General features: G+C 59.2%; 11 protein-coding genes and 2 pseudogenes. 9 read left to right on the forward strand and 4 right to left on the reverse strand.

Annotated features, from left to right (window positions below; translation table 11 throughout):
* The first annotated feature begins 21 nt into the window (after positions 1–21).
* Positions 22–1,179 (forward strand): macrolide transporter subunit MacA, encoded by a 1,158-nt coding sequence (macA, locus tag BLR16_RS01670; protein ID WP_074809519.1) that lies wholly within the window; start codon positions 22–24, stop codon positions 1,177–1,179.
* Between the two features lie 2 nt (positions 1,180–1,181).
* Positions 1,182–3,143 carry a MacB family efflux pump subunit gene (locus BLR16_RS01675; RefSeq protein WP_003426772.1) on the forward strand — a complete coding sequence of 654 codons (1,962 nt, stop codon included), beginning with the start codon at positions 1,182–1,184 and terminating at the stop codon, positions 3,141–3,143.
* 215 nt (positions 3,144–3,358) lie between these two features.
* Here the strand turns inward: BLR16_RS01675 and BLR16_RS01680 are convergent, their stop codons facing one another.
* The gene (locus BLR16_RS01680) at positions 3,359–4,693 is read right to left on the reverse strand and encodes a diaminobutyrate--2-oxoglutarate transaminase family protein (protein WP_074809522.1); all 1,335 of its coding nucleotides are present in this window, start codon (positions 4,691–4,693) and stop codon (positions 3,359–3,361) included.
* A 276-nt stretch (positions 4,694–4,969) separates the two neighbouring features.
* Between BLR16_RS01680 and BLR16_RS01685 the strand changes: the two genes are divergently transcribed.
* The 5 genes and pseudogenes from BLR16_RS01685 to BLR16_RS29145 form a co-directional block, all read left to right on the forward strand.
* Positions 4,970–6,400: an efflux transporter outer membrane subunit gene (locus tag BLR16_RS01685; RefSeq protein WP_024663274.1), complete on the forward strand. Its 1,431-nt coding sequence runs from the start codon at positions 4,970–4,972 to the stop codon at positions 6,398–6,400.
* Entirely contained in the window at positions 6,397–7,500 is a 1,104-nt protein-coding gene (locus tag BLR16_RS01690; protein WP_016568179.1) for an efflux RND transporter periplasmic adaptor subunit, read from the forward strand. Before BLR16_RS01685 ends, BLR16_RS01690 begins: the two co-directional genes overlap by 4 nt.
* Positions 7,497–10,529 carry an efflux RND transporter permease subunit gene (locus BLR16_RS01695; RefSeq protein ID WP_074809524.1) on the forward strand — a complete coding sequence of 1,011 codons (3,033 nt, stop codon included), beginning with the start codon at positions 7,497–7,499 and terminating at the stop codon, positions 10,527–10,529. Before BLR16_RS01690 ends, BLR16_RS01695 begins: the two co-directional genes overlap by 4 nt.
* Positions 10,530–11,004: 475 nt before the next feature.
* A pseudogene (locus BLR16_RS29140) lies at positions 11,005–11,775 on the forward strand (MCP four helix bundle domain-containing protein); the annotation flags it as partial.
* A 273-nt stretch (positions 11,776–12,048) separates the two neighbouring features.
* Positions 12,049–12,633: pseudogene (locus BLR16_RS29145) on the forward strand (methyl-accepting chemotaxis protein); the annotation flags it as partial.
* On the opposite strand, the gene BLR16_RS01705 reads toward BLR16_RS29145, so the two are convergent.
* On the reverse strand, positions 12,623–12,826 hold the full coding sequence (locus tag BLR16_RS01705) for a hypothetical protein (RefSeq protein WP_032609569.1): 204 nt from the start codon (positions 12,824–12,826) through the stop codon (positions 12,623–12,625). The pseudogene BLR16_RS29145 and the gene BLR16_RS01705 sit on opposite strands and share 11 nt — an antisense overlap.
* A gap of 48 nt (positions 12,827–12,874) precedes the next feature.
* Here BLR16_RS01705 and BLR16_RS01710 point away from each other — a divergent pair, with 48 nt between their 5' ends.
* Entirely contained in the window at positions 12,875–14,053 is a 1,179-nt protein-coding gene (locus BLR16_RS01710) for a DUF2252 domain-containing protein (RefSeq protein ID WP_032609567.1), read from the forward strand.
* A 124-nt stretch (positions 14,054–14,177) separates the two neighbouring features.
* Here BLR16_RS01710 and BLR16_RS01715 read toward each other — a convergent pair whose 3' ends face one another.
* The gene (locus BLR16_RS01715) at positions 14,178–14,618 is read right to left on the reverse strand and encodes a tryptophan-rich sensory protein TspO (protein ID WP_003371008.1); all 441 of its coding nucleotides are present in this window, start codon (positions 14,616–14,618) and stop codon (positions 14,178–14,180) included.
* Between the two features lie 397 nt (positions 14,619–15,015).
* Between BLR16_RS01715 and BLR16_RS01720 the strand changes: the two genes are divergently transcribed.
* The gene (locus tag BLR16_RS01720; protein ID WP_054080912.1) at positions 15,016–16,341 is read left to right on the forward strand and encodes an NAD(P)/FAD-dependent oxidoreductase; all 1,326 of its coding nucleotides are present in this window, start codon (positions 15,016–15,018) and stop codon (positions 16,339–16,341) included.
* Between the two features lie 47 nt (positions 16,342–16,388).
* On the opposite strand, the gene BLR16_RS01725 is transcribed toward BLR16_RS01720, so the two are convergent.
* A complete protein-coding gene (locus tag BLR16_RS01725; RefSeq protein WP_003433875.1) occupies positions 16,389–17,459 on the reverse strand; it encodes an alpha/beta fold hydrolase in 1,071 nt (356 codons plus the stop codon).
* Positions 17,460–17,874 lie beyond the last annotated feature (415 nt).

A 17,874-nucleotide genomic window follows, 5' to 3' on the forward strand; every position in this document is an offset into this window, starting at 1 on the left:
TCAACACATTCGTGGCTTTCTATGAAAAAGTTGAAGTTTCGCAAAGTGCTCATTGTTGTAGTGCTGTTGGTTCTGGCAGCGAGTATTGCCTACAGCATCCAGTCCCCGGAAAAGCCACCGGAGTACCTGACTGCCAAGGTCGAACGCACCGAAATTGAAAACTCGGTGCTGGCCAGCGGGGTGCTGCAAGGCATCAAACAGGTTGACGTCGGCGCGCAGGTCTCGGGCCAGCTCAAGTCACTGAAGGTCAATCTGGGTGACAAGGTCAAACAAGGTCAGTGGCTGGCGGAAATCGATCCCGTGGTGCTGCAGAACACCCTGCGTCAGTCGCAGGTCAACGAACAGAACCTGATCGCCCAGAAGGACGCGGCTGTCGCACAGCTCAAGGACGCCAAAGCCATTTACCAACGTTACAAACAACTGCGTGCAGATGACGCGATCTCGCAAAAGGACTTCGATACGGCGCAATCGGACTTCGAGGTCCGCAGTGCCAACCTGCGCTCGCTGGAGGCACAAGTGCGCGACGCAAGAATCCAGATCGAGACCGCCAGGATCAACCTGGGCTACACCCGCATCGTTGCGCCGATCAGCGGTGATGTGGTGGGTATCGTGACGCAGGAAGGGCAGACCGTGATCGCCAGCCAACTGACACCAGTGATTCTCAAACTGGCGGATCTGGACACCATGACCGTCAAGGCACAGGTCTCCGAGGCCGACGTGATTCATATCACACCGGGGCAAGAGGTGTATTTCACCATCCTCGGTGATGCCGAAAAACGCTATTACGCCAAACTGAAAGGCACGGAACCGGCGCCGCAGAACTTTCTTGACTCGCAGTCCAGCAACGCCAGCAAGCCGAACAGTGCAGTGTTCTACAACGCGTTGTTCGACGTCCCCAACCCGGATCATCGTCTGCGTATTTCGATGACCGCTCAGGTGCATATCGTCCGCGAAAAGGCCAAGGACGTACTGACGGTACCTGTTGCGGCCTTGGGCGACAAGAACGGCGACGGAACCTTCCCGGTGCGCGTGATGGACGCTCAAGGCCAGGCCCAGAGCCGCAATGTGCAGACCGGTATCAATAACAATGTGCGGGTCGAGATCAAGAGCGGCCTTGCCGAGGGTGACCAGGTGGTGATCGGTGAACCATCGGCCACACCAGCGGCAGCGGGGGCCTGACCATGAGTCGAGCTCTTCTGGAACTCAAGGGTGTAACCCGTCGTTTCGTCGCCGGCGAGAAAGACTTCATCGCGCTGAATGACATCAACCTCACGATCAATGCCGGCGACCTGATTGCCATTACCGGGGCCTCGGGTTCCGGCAAGTCAACACTGATGAACGTCCTGGGTTGTCTGGACCACGCTAACAGCGGCAGTTACAAGGTCGATGGGCGTGAAACCGGTACGCTGACCGATGATGAGCTGGCAGAGTTGCGTCGCGATCACTTCGGTTTCATTTTTCAGCGTTACCACCTGTTACCGCACCTGGCGGCGATCCAGAACGTCGAAATGCCGGCCATCTACGCAGGCACCGGCAAGAGCATGCGAGTGGAGCGCGCGCAGAAACTGCTCGAGCGTCTGGGCCTGTCCGGGCATCTGGAGCATCGGCCAAGTCAGTTGTCAGGGGGCCAGCAACAGCGCGTGAGTATCGCCCGGGCGCTGATGAACGGCGGCGAGATCATTCTGGCCGACGAACCCACCGGAGCCCTCGACAGCGTGAGCGGCAAGGAGGTAATGAACATCCTCCTCGAGCTCAACAGCGCAGGGCATACTGTGATCCTGGTGACCCACGACGAGAAGGTTGCAGCGCACGCCGAGCGCATCATCGAAATGCGTGACGGCGAGATCATCGCCGACCGGGTCAACACCGATCGCCCGATCATCAACGAAAAAGCTACCGAGCGCCTGCCGTCCAAACCCAGGCAGGGCAACCGCCTGATGGCCAACATCGGCCTGTTCCAAGAGGCCTTCGTCATGGCGTGGGTGGCGCTGATCTCGCACCGTATGCGCACGCTGCTGACCATGCTCGGGATCATCATCGGCATCACCTCGGTGGTGTCTATCGTTGCGATCGGCGAAGGAGCCAAGCGTTATGTGCTCAAGGACATCGAGGCCATCGGCAGCAACACCATTGAGGTGTTCCCGGGCAGTGACTTTGGCGACACCAAGTCAATGGATATCCAGACCCTGGCGCTGTCCGATGTAGCGGCGCTGAGCAGTCAGTACTACATCGACAGCGCCACGCCGAACATCGGCCGCAACATGCTGCTGCGCTACCGTAACATCGACGTATCGGCGACGGTGAGCGGGGTCAGCCCTAGCTACTTCCAGGTGCGTGGCACAAAGATGGGCTCGGGGGTGGGGTTCAACAAGGATGACGCCCGTCGGCAGGCGCAGGTGGTGGTGATCGATTACAACACCCGGATCCGACTGTTCGGTCCCAAGGTCGACCCGCTGGGCCAGGTGATCCTGGTGGGTAACCTGCCGTGTACAGTGATCGGCGTGACCGAGAACAAGAAGAACATCTTCGACACCAGCAAGAACCTGAATATCTGGATGCCCTACGAAACCGCCTCTGGCCGTCTGCTGGGTCAGAGCTACCTGGACAGCATCACCGTGCGGGTCAAGGACGGGCAACCGAGCAAGGTGGTCGAGGATAACGTCAACAAGCTGATGCAAAAGCGGCACGGGACCAAGGACTTTTTCACCTACAACCTCGACAGCGTGATGCAAACGGTGCAGAAGACCAGCCAGTCGCTGGCCCTGTTGCTGTCGTTGATCGCGGTAATTTCGCTGGCAGTAGGCGGCATCGGAGTGATGAACATCATGCTGGTATCCGTCACCGAGCGGACGCGCGAGATCGGCATTCGCATGGCAGTCGGGGCACGCCAGTCGGATATCCGTCAGCAGTTTCTGGTGGAGGCGGTGATGGTCTGTCTGATTGGTGGGGTCATCGGCATCGGTCTGTCGTTCGTGATTGGCTATGTGTTTTCACTGCTGGTCAAGGAATGGCAGATGGTGTTCTCCGTGGGCTCGATTGTCACGGCGTTCATCTGCTCGACATTGATCGGCATCGTGTTCGGCTTCGTACCCGCACGTAACGCGGCACAGCTCGATCCGATCGAGGCGCTTGCTCGGGATTGACAAGGGGATTACAGGACAAGGATGTCCTGCCCAACGGAGAGTAACGCCTGTGCGCGACCGCGCACTGAAAGACGCCTGCGCGCGGGGTGAAAAAGATCGGCGTATGAAACGTCGATGCAGGAGGCTTCAGAATAGGATAGCGTTCGTGAGGGGCTCATACAGCCGACGTCTATCTGTCGGCTGCATCAACCTCTCAAGCAAGCTTTTGCGAGTGATCAGCCAACCGCGCTGACGCTGGAAACCCGTGCGGCGCTGCTGCTCTTGAGGGACTGTTCGAAGCGGTCGAGGACCATGCCCACTTCTGACTCTGTGATATTCAACGGAGGCAGGAAGCGCAGGACTGCACTGTTGCGTCCACCGGTCTCGATGATCACGCCATTCTTGAAGCACTCCAGCTTGATCGCCCGCGCACGTGCGCCATCGCCAGCCCCCGGATGCGATCCGCTGGCCGGTTTGACAATTTCCACCCCGAGCATCAACCCGCGGCCACGAACGTCGCCGATAAACGGGAATTGCCGGGCGATATCCTCCAGCCCGCTGTGCAACTGCTCCCCTCGGCGCGTGGCATTGCCGACCAGGTCGTGTTCCTTGATATGACGCATGGTCGCAGCGCCTGCCACCATCGCCACCTGGTTGCCACGGAACGTACCTGCGTGCATGCCCGGGCCCCATGTATCCAGATGCTCGGCATAGACGATCACCGATATCGGGTAACCGCCACCGATGGCCTTGGACAGCACCAGAATATCCGGCGTTATCCCGGAATGTTCGATGGCAAACAGGTTGCCGGTACGTCCGAGGCCGGTTTGCACTTCATCGATAATCAGCAATATCCCCAATTCGCGGGTGATCTCGCGCACGGCGCGCAACCACTCGGCCGATGCCGCAATACAGCCGCCTTCGCCCTGGATCACTTCGACCACCATCGCCGCCGGTTTGGGCACGCCACTTTCCGGGTCACTGAGTACCGTGCGGATGTACTCGATGGAGAGACGGTCGGTGTGTTCGCCATCGGTGCCGAACGGGCAGCGGAAGCGATAGGGGAACGGCAGGAAGTGGGTACCCTGCGCCAGCAGGCCGGCCTTGGGGTTGAGGTTGCCCATGGCCGACAATGCACCAGCGGTCATGCCGTGGTAACCACCGTGGAAGGACATCAGCGGCGAGCGCTGGGTGTAATGGCGGGCCAGTTTGATGGCGGCTTCCACTGCGTCTGAACCGCTGGGGCCGCAGAACAGGATTTTGCTGTTGTCGCGCATGCTGGCGGGCAACGTCGCGAACAGTTCTTCGACGAAGGCGTGCTTGGCCGGTGTGGCCAGGTCAAGGGCCTGCTGCAGATGATCACTGTTGAGGAATTCGATCACCGCGTCACGGACAATCGGTGGATTATGACCCAGTGCGAGCGTGCCAGCGTTCGACAGGCAGTCGAGGTATTCCTGGCCGTTGGCGTCCTTGACTCGCATGCCCTTGCCGCTGACAAACAGCTGCTGGAAGGTCGCTGCGTAGGTGCGCGCATTCGACTCCAGTTTCTTGAGATTGCTTAACTCTTCCATAGTCGATCCCTTGTTGGCACAGGTACGGATTCATTGCTACTCGCTTCGAGCAGAGTCCGATTCTGTAAGAACCTCAGGGTGATCGCCAACTTATCGCCGCCGGACTGTCCCCGTATTCCACGACAGACATCTCGCGGCCTCAGGCGTTAAATGCATGCTACGAAAGGGATTTGTGGCGCTGTAAGAAACCTCGCGACAATGCTCCTGATCGTCCGGACTCTTGCCCCGTTACCCCCTTCCTCAAGACACCACTGTTCCGGAATCTTCGAGAGCTTTATGTCGATTGGCAAACCTGCTGGCTACTTCCTGGTGTCAACGCTTTGGGTATCGCTGCTGAGCGGCTGCACGCCAGGACCGGACTACCAATTGCCTGCGGTGGCGGTTGCCAGCCAGTGGCATGCGCCGCTGCCTCATGGCGCGTCGATGGTCGGGCTGCAGGATTGGTGGCAACAGTTCAATGACCCGGCACTGGCAACCCTGCTGCGTCTGGCACAGGCAGACAGCCCGTCCCTCGATCAGGCTCTGGCGCGCATTGCCCAGGCTCGCGCCACGCTGGACGGCAGCGTTGCCGACAGGCTGCCGCAAGTAAGCGGCGGCGTGAGCAAGTCGCGCGCCGGCATCAATCAGAGCGGATTGCACAAGAGCGGTACGACCTCCGGCGCAACCCTCGATGCGTCCTGGGAACTGGACCTGTTCGGCAAACTGCGACGCACCGACGAGGCTTCGCGTAATCTGCTCGAAGCACGTGTCAATGACTGGCATGACGCTCGTGTGTCACTGGCCGCCGAGGTCGGTGATGACTTCGTGCAGTACCGCGGCTGCCAGATGCTGGTCAACGCTTACCGTGATCAGGCGCAATCCCAGGAGCAGACCGCACGTCTGACTCGCGTGTCGTTTCAGGCCGGGTTCACCGCAGCCGCCGATTCATCATTGAGCGACGCCAGTGCGGCGGCGAGCAATGCGACTCTTATCAAACAGCAAAGCGAGTGCGACGTGCTGCTCAAAAGCCTGGTGGCCCTGACCGGCAGCGACGAGGAACAGGTGCGAGAAGTGCTCGGCCATAACCCCGCGCGACTGCCGCAGCCCGCGTTGCTGGATGTACGGGAAATACCCGCCGATCTGGTGCGCCAGCGCCCGGACCTGGCGTCCAGCGAGCGCGAGCTGGCCGCCGCGAATGCGAAGATCGGCGCTGCCCAGGCTGATCGTCTTCCCAAACTGAGTCTGGTTGGCTCGTTCCAGGTGGGGACGACCACTGGAGTATTCAGCCGTGTCTGGAGCCTCGGCCCGCAACTGACCGTTCCGTTGTTCGACGCAGGCAAGCGCCGGGCGGCGGTGGACTCGGCGCAGGCGGATTATGACGCGGCGCTGGCGACCTATCGGCAGACCTTGCGCACGTCGGTGATGGAAGTCGAGCAGTCACTGGTGCGTCTGGACGCGGCACGGCGTGGGCAAGCCAGTACGCAGCAGGCAGCCGACGGCTATGAAGCGTCGTTCGAGGCCACAGACCGCAACTGGCAGGCCGGCAATGCCAGCTTGCTGGACCGCGAAGTGGCTCGACGCTCGGCGCTGTCGGCGCAAATCGAATTGATCACCGTGCAACAAAATCAGGTGCGTTACTGGATTGCCCTGTACAAGGCCCTGGGCGGTGGATGGCAGGACAGTCGCGAAGGTTTGGCCAGAGAGACACCGAAGCGGGGCGGCGCATGAGGAAGATACACGTTTATGGGCTGCTGGCGTTGGCAGCGTTGAGTGTCTCGGGCTGGATATTGTTTGGCCGTGCAGAACCGACCCCGGCCGCCGTTGCAGCGCCAGCTACCAGCCTGACGGTCGAGGCGGTTCAACCGCACCGCGAAGACTGGCCGCAGGAACTAGTGGCCAGCGGTGCGCTCGCGCCGTGGCAGGAAGCCGTGATCAGTGCCGAGACCGGGAGCTTGCGTATCGCCAGCCTGAAGGCTGATATAGGCGATCAGGTGAAGAAGGGCCAGGTCTTGGCGACTCTGGCCGATGACAGCGTGCTGGCCGAGGAAAACAAGCAGAAGTCGGCGGTCGCCCAGGCCACTGCGCAATTGCAGGAAGCCCGTTCCAATGCGCGACGTGCGGCGGTGGTCGGACAGAGCGGGGCCTTGTCCGAGCAGCAACTGGAAGAGTACCGGGTCAAGGTACAGACCGCCGAAGCCAACCTGGCCTCGGCGAATGCCGATCTGCGCAGCATCCGGATCAAACTCACGCAGACGCGCATCGTCGCGGTGGATGACGGGATCATTTCCGGGCGCAAGGCTTTGCTTGGCGACGTGGTGTCGGCGGGCAGCGAGATGTTCAGGATGATCCGGGATGGCCGGATCGAGTGGCAGGCAGAACTGGACGCCCAGCAACTGCCAGGCGTTAAGCCAGGCCAGCTGGCCCGGGTGATGTTGCCGGGCGGTATCGAGGTCCAGGGACGCGTGCGCCTGGTCTCGCCAGTGCTCGATGGCAAGACCAGCAGGGCGCTGGTCTACGTTTCCCTGCCGGTGGGGGCTGTGGCCCGCGCCGGCATGTACGCCAGCGGTCGCATCGAACTGCCTTCAAGCCCGGCGCTGACGGTTCCGGACACCAGCGTGATCCTGCGCGACGGGCACTCTTATGTGTTTGTGCTGGGCAAAGACATGCGCGTCAGCCAACACGTGGTCGAGATCGGCCGACGTCGTGGATCGGCGCTGGAAATCGTCGGAGGCCTGGCAGAGCAGGCGCAGATCGTCCGCAGCGGTGGGGCCTTCCTCAATGACGGGGCCAGCGTGACGCTGGTCAACGCCGAGGCCCGTGCGCAATGAATATCTCCGCGTTGTCGATTCGTTACCCGGTCCCGGCGGTCATGCTGTTTTTACTGCTGACCCTGTTTGGTTTCCTCGGATTCGAACGTCTCGGTATCCAGGACTTTCCCGACACCGATCTGCCTGCAGTGGTCATCAGTGCCTCACTGGAAGGCGCCGCCCCCGAGCAACTGGAAACCGAAGTCGCGCGCAAGCTCGAGGACAAGCTGACATCGCTGCGCCTGCTCAAGCACGTCACTACGAAAATTTCCGAAGGCAGCGTCCTCATCAATGTCATCTTCGAGATTGACAAGGATGGCAACGAAGCCCTCAACGAAGTGCGCAATGCGGTGGACAGCGCTGCGGCTGAGTTGCCAGCCAACCTCGACACGCCATCGGTCACCCGCCTGACCACCAATACCACGGCATTGCTGACCTATGTGGTCGATGCGCCACGTATGGACGAAGAGGCGTTGTCATGGTTTGTCGACAACGAGTTGAGCAAACAGCTTCTGACCGTGCGTGGTGTCGCGAAGATCAGTCGCGTGGGCGGTGTGGACCGCGAAGTCCAGGTTGACCTTGATCCCGCGCTGATGGCCGGTCTGGGTCTGAGCGTGACAGACATTGCGAATCGTCTGCGGGCGATGCAGAAAGATAACTCCGGTGGCCAAGGCGATCTGGGCAGCGGTCAACAGGCGCTGCGTGTCCTCGGCGGCATTGATGACCCGGCGGCGCTGGGCGCTATCCGCATTCCTGTCAGCGATGGACGGATGCTCGCTGTGCAGCAGTTGGCCACCGTGCGTGATACCCATGCCGAGCGCAACACCCTGGCGTATCGCGACGGCAAACCGGTAATTGGCTTTCAGGTCATCCGCTCCCTGGGCTTTTCCGACGTAGGCGTGACCAAAGACTTGCGCCAGGCAGTCAGTGAGTTCGCCAGGCAACACCCTGACGTGCACATTGAAGAGGCAAGTAATGCCGTCGAGCCGGTGATGGAAAACTATCGTGGCTCCATGGCGCTGCTCTACGAAGGCATGTTACTGGCGGTGCTGGTGGTCTGGTGGTTCCTGCGTGACTGGCGGGCGACCATTATCGTGGCCACGGCATTGCCTTTGTCGATCATCCCGACCTTCGGCGTCATGTATTTTGCCGGCTTTAGCCTCAATACCGTTTCGCTGCTGGCGCTGGCTCTGGTAATCGGCATTCTGGTGGACGATGCAATTGTTGAGGTCGAAAACATTGCTCGACACCTGCGCATGGGCAAAACCCCGCGACAGGCGGCAATCGAGGCGTCCGACGAGATTGGCCTTGCCGTATTGGCAACGACCGTGACCCTGGTCGCGGTGTTTCTGCCGACTGCTTTCATGGGCGGGATTTCCGGCAAACTGTTTCGCCAATTCGGCGTGACGGCCAGCGCTGCGTTGATGTTTTCGTTGCTGGTCGCCCGTCTTCTGACGCCGATGATGGCGGCGTATTTGCTCAAGGCACGGCCGCATGGCGAGCATGACAGCGGTTTGATGAGACGTTACCTGGGCTGGATTCACACCAGCCTGAGCCGCCGCAAGACCACCATGTCCATTGTTGGTGCTTTGTTTATCGGCTCGCTGGCGCTGATCCCGTTGCTGCCAACCAGCTTTTTGCCTGCTCAGGATATTGCCAGCAGCACCGTCAGCCTGGAATTGCCGCCCGGCACCAGTCTGGCTCAGACCGGTGAGATTGCCTTGCAGGCTGAAAAGCGTTTACGCGCGATTCCTGAAGTGGCCCACGTCTTCATCGCGGCGGGCAGCGGCGATGCGGGCGGTGCAGGTGATCGGGACGCGAAACTGACCGTCGATCTGTTGCCGCGTGACCAGCGCGCACTGAAACAGTCGCAAGTGGAAGCGAGCATGCGTGAAAGTCTGCGCAGTTTGCCCGGTGTGCGGGTAACGGTCGGTGGTGACGGCAGCGGAGAACGTCTGGACATTGTCCTTGCCAGCGATGACGGCGATTTGCTGGAGCGCACTGCCGCCGCTCTTGAACCGCAGCTACGCCAGATAAAGGGCATCGGCAACGTCACCTCGAGTGCGGCGGTGCAACGGCCGGAAATCCAGATGCGCCCGGATGTTTTCCGGGCGGCAGAGCAGGGCATCAGTAGCCAGGACATCGCCGACACCCTGCGCATGGCCACCTACGGCGAATACAGTTCGTCCCTGGGCAAGATCAATCTGTCCCAGCGCCAGGTCAATGTGCGTGTGCGTATGCAACCGCAAGTACGCACCGACCTGCAGAGCCTCGCTCAGCTACGGATCAAGGGGCGTGATGGCCAGATTGCGCTGGCGTCGCTGGGAGAGCTCAGCATGGGCAGCGGTCCCGCGGAGATTGATCGTATCGACCGCTTGCGCAATATCACGCTGTCCATCGAACTCAATGGCAGCAATCTGGGCGAAGTGATGGAACAGGCCAAGCAGTTGCCGGCCATGCAGAACCTGCCAGCGCAAGTGAAACTGGTGGAGCAGGGCGAGTTGCAGTTGATGAGCGAGCTGTTTGGCAACTTCAGCCTGGCGATGGCCGTCGGCGTATTCTGTATCTACGCGGTGCTGGTGCTGCTGTTCCATGACTTCATGCAGCCGCTGACAATCCTTTCGGCGCTCCCCCTATCGCTTGGCGGCGCACTGTTGGCACTGTTGATCGGCGGAATGAGTTTTTCCATGGCGTCGGTCATTGGTTTGCTGATGCTGATGGGGATCGTGACCAAGAACTCGATCCTGCTGGTGGAATACGCAATCATGGCTCGCCGCGCACCCACCGTGAGCCGCTATGAAGCGTTGATCGACGCCTGTCACAAACGCGCCCGGCCGATCCTGATGACCACCATCGCAATGGGCGCGGGCATGTTGCCGACCGCACTGGGATGGGGCGGCGAATCAGGTTTCCGTCAACCGATGGCGGTGGTCGTTATCGGCGGACTGTTGGCCTCGACCGTACTGAGCCTGTTGGTGGTGCCCGTTATCTTTACTTATGTCGATGATGGTCATGAGAGGCTTAAAAGTTTGCTCCGCAGGCCTTTATAAAACAATGTAATCCGTCATAGAGGCGGGCACCCTGAAAGGGGTAAGCATCCAAGAGAATACTTCGCATTTCGATACACTTCCTCTCTGGATTCCACTGAACGCACCCAGCGCATCAGTGCCCGTTTTCATCTAATTACCACTTTTTTAGTCCGTTCCACACTACGCCTGTTCATAAAACCCAATCCATGCCGATAACGTCAGGGATCGCGAAAGATTAGCGTGCAGTGAACAGCACTTTCCACCTCTCACGACCTGTAAAGCTAACGGCTTGACGGCAGATAGCCACTACGCAGTGACGCCGTTAGTTGCTGTTATAAACAGGTTCCGCTCTGGCATAGAAATTGGATAGCCATTTCCGTAGCCCGATGAACCGCTTGTAGAAAAGGTATCTAGAACCACGTGCAACTAGTTGTCTCTAGTGCAGTAGGGCTTCCGGACAGAAGTGACCCCCTTACTTAACGATGATGGATAATCAATGAACCTGATAAATCGCACCAGTTTCGCTAAAAAACTCATGGCCGCGTTCACCGTTTGCGCCGTGATCACACTGGCTGTGGGTGGTGTGGGTATGCTCGGTATCAACCGGCTTTCCGATGCCCTTGAGCTGACGTTCTCGAATAATCTGGTTTCAGTGGCCAACACCAACGAGACGATGACCGCCCTGACCACGCATAACCGCGGGCTTTACCGTTTGCTCGATGCCAAGGACACGGCCACGGCGGAGAAAATGCGTCAAAGTATCAACGCCGAGCTTGAGCGTGCGCAAAAAGTCTATGCCATCTACCGCGCGACTCCATTGGAGGACGATGAACGTGCAGCGGGTGATCAGTACGACGCCTTGATGCCAGCCTATATGTCTGCTTCCCAGAATATCTTTGACCTGGAACAGGCCGGCAAACTGGAAGATGCGCGCATTCGTTTAAACGCGCTGGCTGACGGGGAGTTCAACAAGGCTCGCGGCTATCTGCAGATCATGATCGACTCCAACAAGCGCCAAATCAAAGAGGGTGCAGAAGCCGCTGACAGGTTGCAAAGCACCTCGGTATTCATGCTGACCGCGGGTGTTGTCATCGCGTTTGTGGTGGCGATCATGCTGGGTATTCTGATCACTCGCATGATTAGCGGGCCGCTTAGAAGCGCTATCGAAGTTGCACAACGTATTGCATCGGGTGACCTGACCCAGAGCGTTTCCAGCACCCGAGGCGATGAAGCAGGGCAGTTGCTCAATGCGATCGGCACGATGCAGGGTAATTTGAAACGAACCATTCAGGAGATTTCCAGCGCGTCCGATCAGCTTGCTTCGGCTGCCGAAGAGCTTGGCGCGGTCACGGAAGAAAGCACCCGCGGTCTTACTCGGCAAAATGACGAGATTCAACAGGCTGCAACGGCAGTGAACGAAATGACAGCGGCTGTGGAAGAGGTAGCCCGCAATGCGGTGTCTACGTCGGAGGAGTCGAAATCACTGGCAACCGACGCCGCTAACGGGCGGGGCCAGGTGGATAATACCGTCAAGGGCATCGGCACGATGGTCAGCGAGATCACCGAGTCAACGGGGTCGGTCACAACGCTTGCTGGCCACGTCCGGGATATCAGCAAAGTGCTTGAGGTCATCCGCAGCATTGCGGAACAGACCAACCTGCTCGCGCTGAACGCCGCCATCGAGGCTGCACGCGCCGGTGAGCAAGGCAGAGGATTTGCTGTGGTAGCCGACGAAGTGCGCGCTCTGGCGCACCGCACCCAAGCTTCAACGGTGGAAATCGAAGGCATGATCGGTACCGTGCAGTCCGGCGCCGACGGTGCGGTCGCTGCAATGAGCAAAAGCCTGGCGACGGCCACCAACACCCAGGAACTCGCTCAGTGTGCCGGCAGCGCCCTGGAAAAAATCACCAGCGGCGTAGGCACCATCAACGAGCGCAACATGGTGATTGCCTCGGCGTCCGAAGAACAGGCCCAGGTCGCACGCGAAGTGGATCGCAACCTGGTCAACATTCAGGAGCTGAGCGCACAGTCTGCAGCGGGCGCTAATCAGACGAGTGCATCCAGTCAGGAACTGTCACGGCTGGCGATTTCGTTCAACACGATGGTTGCGCAGTTCAAGCTTTAACAGGCTTGTGCAGGTGTATTTCCGGTCTGATCGTCTGGACCGCTTTGACCGGGAATACACACTGCTTTCTCTTGTTCTTTTCTTGTTGACGGTCGACCTTGCCAGTTTGCGGTGGGCAAAGCGCTTGAAATAGTTTGAATCCGGCTGGGACGCTGAAATAAACAGCGATCAGATATGAAATATCTTGAAACATTCGTGTCACATGAAGAGTCAATGGAATAACCCTCTTCAAGGTTTTCCGATGAAAACGCCTCGCCCGAACACACGTCTCAAATCCCTCATCAATCTGCGCAATCTAAAAATGGCGCGGTCTGCGCACGCGTTCGTTCGAGGCAATACCGCCCAGTTCTATGAGTGGCTTCACAGCCAGTCGGGCAGACGTCTGCCCAGCGGTCCGCCGGTCTGGATCTGTGGCGATTGTCACGCCGGCAATCTCGGGCCCACGGGGGATTCGAGAGGGCGCATCGACATGCATATCCGCGATCTCGATCAGGCCGTCATCGGTAATCCTGCCCATGACCTGGTGAGGCTGGGGTTGTCGTTGGCGACGGCTGCTCGTGGCTCGGACTTGCCCGGCGTTACCACGGCAAGAATGCTGGAAGAGATGATGCAGGGCTACGAAGAAGCTTTTTTGGGCGACGACGATGAAGAGCCTGATCGCCCTGCGCAAGTGAAAGCCGGAATGCGTAGCGCGGTACAACGCACGTGGAAGCACCTTGCCAAGGAGCGCTTCGAAGGTACGCAGCCGACCATTCCGTTGGGTAAGCATTTCTGGCAACTGTCACGCGCGGAACGCGATGCAATCAAGGAGCTTTGTGAAACGCCGGAGATTCATGCGCTGGTGACATCGCTCAAAGGCAGGTCGCAGGATGACCGGGTGCGCTTACTCGACTCCGCCTATTGGGTGAAAGGATGCAGCTCGCTGGGGCTGCTTCGCTATGCGGTGCTGATGGGTGTTGGCGATGAAGAGGATGAAGAGTTCTGCCTGCTCGACGTCAAGGAAGCCGTCGCAGCGGCGGCCCCCCGTACGGCAAGGGCTCGCATGCCCAGAGACAATGGCAAACGGGTAGTGGAGGGCGCCCGGAACCTATCGCCCGGCCTGGGCAGCCGAATGGTTGCCGTACGAATGCTGGATCATTCGTTCTTCATACGTGAGCTGCTTCCTCAGGACATGAAGCTGGAACTGGATGAGCTCACCGAGCAAGAGGCCATGCAGGCCGCAGCGTATCTCGCAAAAGTGGTTGGTAACGCCCACGCCAGACAGATGGATCTGGCCACACGTGCGGCGTGGATCCGGGATCTGCAAAGCAATCGCTCCGAGACCCTGGACGCTCCCTCCTGGCTATGGTCAAGCGTCGTTCAACTGGTCGGCAGTCACGAGCAAGGCTACCTTGAGCACTGTCGGCGCTACGCGCTGTAGCGCCTTGTGAATTGAGCGGAACAGATTAACTGCCGATGCTGGCCGTCCTTGGCTTACATGAATCAGTTAATCAATATTCTGCTCAAACTCGCCGGGGAAGCATAAGGAAGTCAGCGCCAGGCACTTATCGGTTGTGGCGCAGAATGGAGAAGTTCAGCGCCGCTGCTACCGAGAGCCAGACCAGGTAGGGAAACAAAATCAGCCCGGTGATGATGTCCAGTTGCAAGGCCATCACGATCATCGCGGCAACCACGACCCACAGCAGAACCAGAATCACCATCGCAGCAACCAGACGGTTCGCGCCAAAAAACACCGGCGTCCACAACGTGTTAAGCGCTATTTGAGCGGCCCACAAGGCCAGTACGATCTCGCTGCCGGGGATCAGCGTCAAGCGATAGCCCGCCCAGGCGAGAAGCAGATAAATCGTCGTCCACGCCACCGGAAACGCCCAGTCAGGCGGGGTAAAGCTCGGTTTCTTAAGAGATTCGTACCATGCTCCTGGCTTGAAGATGATGCCGGTTGCTCCGGCGGCGCAGCAGGCTAAAAGGAAAATGAAGAAGGTCATGGGTTGTCCTGAGTCGAGGGCTTATGAGGCTGATCGGTGGTAGCGATACCCAGGTTGGACGCCTTTGTGTTGAAAAGGTCCGTTTTTTTGATGTGAGGGTCAGAGCGAAGAAGAGAGGCGTGCCCTCTGCTTGACGCCTTGGAAAGCGCTGTTGCCGAATTGTAAAGCCGACCTCGGCGCCTCGATAAAGTCTGCCGAAGCGTGCCGTTTAAACGGTGGTTTCTACCAGGTAGCCCCGCGTTTAAGCGCTTATTGACGGCCTTATGGTGGTGTAATAAACCCTTGATGGCCAGATGCCCGTCAGACAACGGTGGTCTGCGCTTTATCGGAGGACTGGCTGGACGGGTCGGGCTTTAGCAACAGGTCACTCTTCTGAACTCACGTGGATAACCAGAACATGCCAGCACCTTTAACTCCCGTGCATACCTCTGCAGATCTGCCGGCGGAGGCCGATGTGGTTGTGATCGGCGGCGGTATCATCGGCGCGTTTACCGCCTATTACCTTGCCAAGCGCGGCATGAAGGTCGCGCTTGTTGAAAAGGGCCGCATAGGCGCCGAGCAGTCAAGCCGTAACTGGGGATGGTGCCGTCAGCAGAATCGCGATGCGCGTGAATTACCGATGGCCACCAAAAGCCTGGAATTGTGGGAGCAATTCGCCGAGCAATCCGGTGAACAGACCGGCTTTACGCGCTGCGGCTTGCTCTACCTGAGCAACAACGACCAGGAGCTGGAAGGGTGGGCGCGCTGGGGCGAGTTTGCGCGCACTGTCAACGTGCAGACCCAGATGCTCACCGCCGAGCAGGCTGCCGAACGGGGCAGGGCGACTGGCAAGCTATGGAAAGGTGGGGTGTTTGCGCCCACCGATGGCATTGCCGACCCTTCCCGCGCAGCCCCCGCAGTCGCGCGCGCGATCATGGCACTGGGCAGTAGCGTGCATCAGGACTGCGCCGTGCGGGGCGTCGAGACCGAAGGCGGTCGCTTGTCGGCAGTCGTCACCGAAAAAGGCACCATCCGCACCCGGCTCGCGGTGCTTGCCGCAGGCGCTTGGGCATCTTCGTTCTGCCGCCAGTATGGTATTCGCTTCCCGCAAGCGACGATTCGTCAGACAGTGCTTTCGGTCACCGCCCCGAGCCAGGAAATTCCCAGTGCGCTGCATACCACCGGCGCGTCCATGACCCGCCGCTTTGATGGCAGTTACACGCTGGCGATCAGTGGCCGGGGTCGAGTCGATATCACGCCGCAGTTGCTGAGGTTCTCTACGCAATTCCTGCCAATGTTTCAGCGTCGCTGGCGCAACCTTGCACCTGGGGGGCTGGAAGGCTGGCAGGCTGGCCACGAAAGCTTGAAGCGCTGGCGCCTGGACCAGCCCACGCCGATGGAGAGAATGCGCATTCTCGATCCAAGCGCTGACGCCTCCGCAGTTGCGCTGACTTACAAGCGCGCGGTGGAATTGGTGCCGGCACTGCAGGGTACGTCGATCAAGGCGTCCTGGGCCGGTTACGTGGACAGTACGCCGGACGGCGTTCCCGGTATCGGCGAAATGTCCAGCCTGCCGGGGCTGGTGATCGCGGCCGGCTTCAGCGGGCATGGCTTTGGTATTGGCCCCGGCGCGGGTCATCTTATTGCCGATATTGTCAGCGGTGTGAGCCCCATTGTAGACCCGCGTCCTTATCACCCTGACCGTTTTCAAACGTCCGCCTGGGGCAAGGTGGCGGACTTTTGAGCTGAAGCCGTTTTGTTGAAAACGTTTGGCACGGGTGAGCGGGTGGTCTATTTCGCCTTTTCAGTCTCAAGCATGAACTGCCCGAGCTCCTTGCTATAAAACTTTGCCATGCTCGTGGTGCCGTGACCACGGGTGTCGGCACTGGCGGGGATAAGTAATAGCCGTGCGTGCTTGAGTTCTTTCATCGACGCCTGCATCAGGCCTGTTTCCGGCGGGATGCGCTCATCGTCCGCTGAATTGATGGCCAGCACCGGAGCTTGAATTTTTTTCAGACCGGGGGCTGCGTTGAAGTCGGCGGAAGATTGCCATTGGTAGATGAAGTCATTGGCATCGGCGGTTTGTGCAGCGCTGAGGCGTTCATCCACCAGCTTATCGGCCTGAGCGCGGGTCGGGGCAGCCGCCTGATACGCCAGAGTACCGCCGCTGGTACCGATGCTGAACATCGCGTTGGCCAAGCGTAGGGACGGCGGTTGCGCGCTGTAGTTGCCGTTGTTCCAGGCCGGATCCTGCTTGATTGACTCGACCAGCAAGCGGCGCATCATCCAGTTGCGGGATGACATTTCGGTGGGTTGGGAAGCCATGGGCACCAGTGCGTCCATCATCTGCGGCCAGTTCTGGCCCCACATCCAGGTTTGCATGCCGCCCATGGAGTTACCGATGATCAGCCTCAGGTGCTTGATACCCAGACCTTCGGTGACCAACCGATACTGGGCTTGAACCATGTCGTTGTAGTTGTACGCCGGAAACCGAGTGCGCAAGCCATCCGATGGTTTGCTGGACTGGCCCACGCCGATGCCATCGGTGGAAATGATGTAGTACTTGCTGGCGTCCAGCGGTTGACCAGGGCCAAACAGCTCCCCGCCAAAATCCTTGCTCAGCATATCGCTGCCTGGCCGATAGGTGCCGTGCAGAAAGAGGATGGCGGGATTTTTGGGATTGCCAAGGGTGATGTAGTGCAGTTTGAGGTTGGCGAGTTTTTCACCGGTATGGAAGGTGAACTGCGGTGCAACCCAGTCGCCCTCGGTCGCAGCGGGTAACGGCGCGGCACTGACGGCAGAACCGAGTAAGGTCAGAGAAAACAACAGCCCGATCGTGGGACGTGAAATGAGTCTATGCATGGGTATGTCCTATTATTTTTGTTTTAGGAGGTCCTGCGCTTCGATGCTTGCAGGAGAGTGATTACTTGGCGCGCGTTTCGCTGGCCCTTGGGGTGGTGCCACCGCGGTGCAATGTCCCCGGTGTCGATACAGGGGATCTTGGTTCCCGTCCCGTTTTGTGTTTTTGTCAGGGCGTCATGGATGTCGAAAAGATCATCTTCCAACGATCAGATAATGTTAAGTTAATTTTTATATAACATTACTTAACACCTTGGCGCAGCTTTGTTTTGAAGAATATGCTTGAAAAAAGCGAGTTCGCGCGTTGGCGAGGGAGCGGTGGAGGGGGTGAGTGAGTTGCGCCCGTAAGAGGGTTGACTGGGCCAAAAGTCCAGTCAGCCCAGTCGAAGCGATGAAAACGCAGCCGGAAACCTCAAAC

Origin of the sequence: Pseudomonas sp. BS3767 (assembly GCF_900099665.1) — a bacterium.
GTDB classification, from domain to species: Bacteria; Pseudomonadota; Gammaproteobacteria; order Pseudomonadales; family Pseudomonadaceae; genus Aquipseudomonas; species Aquipseudomonas cerasi.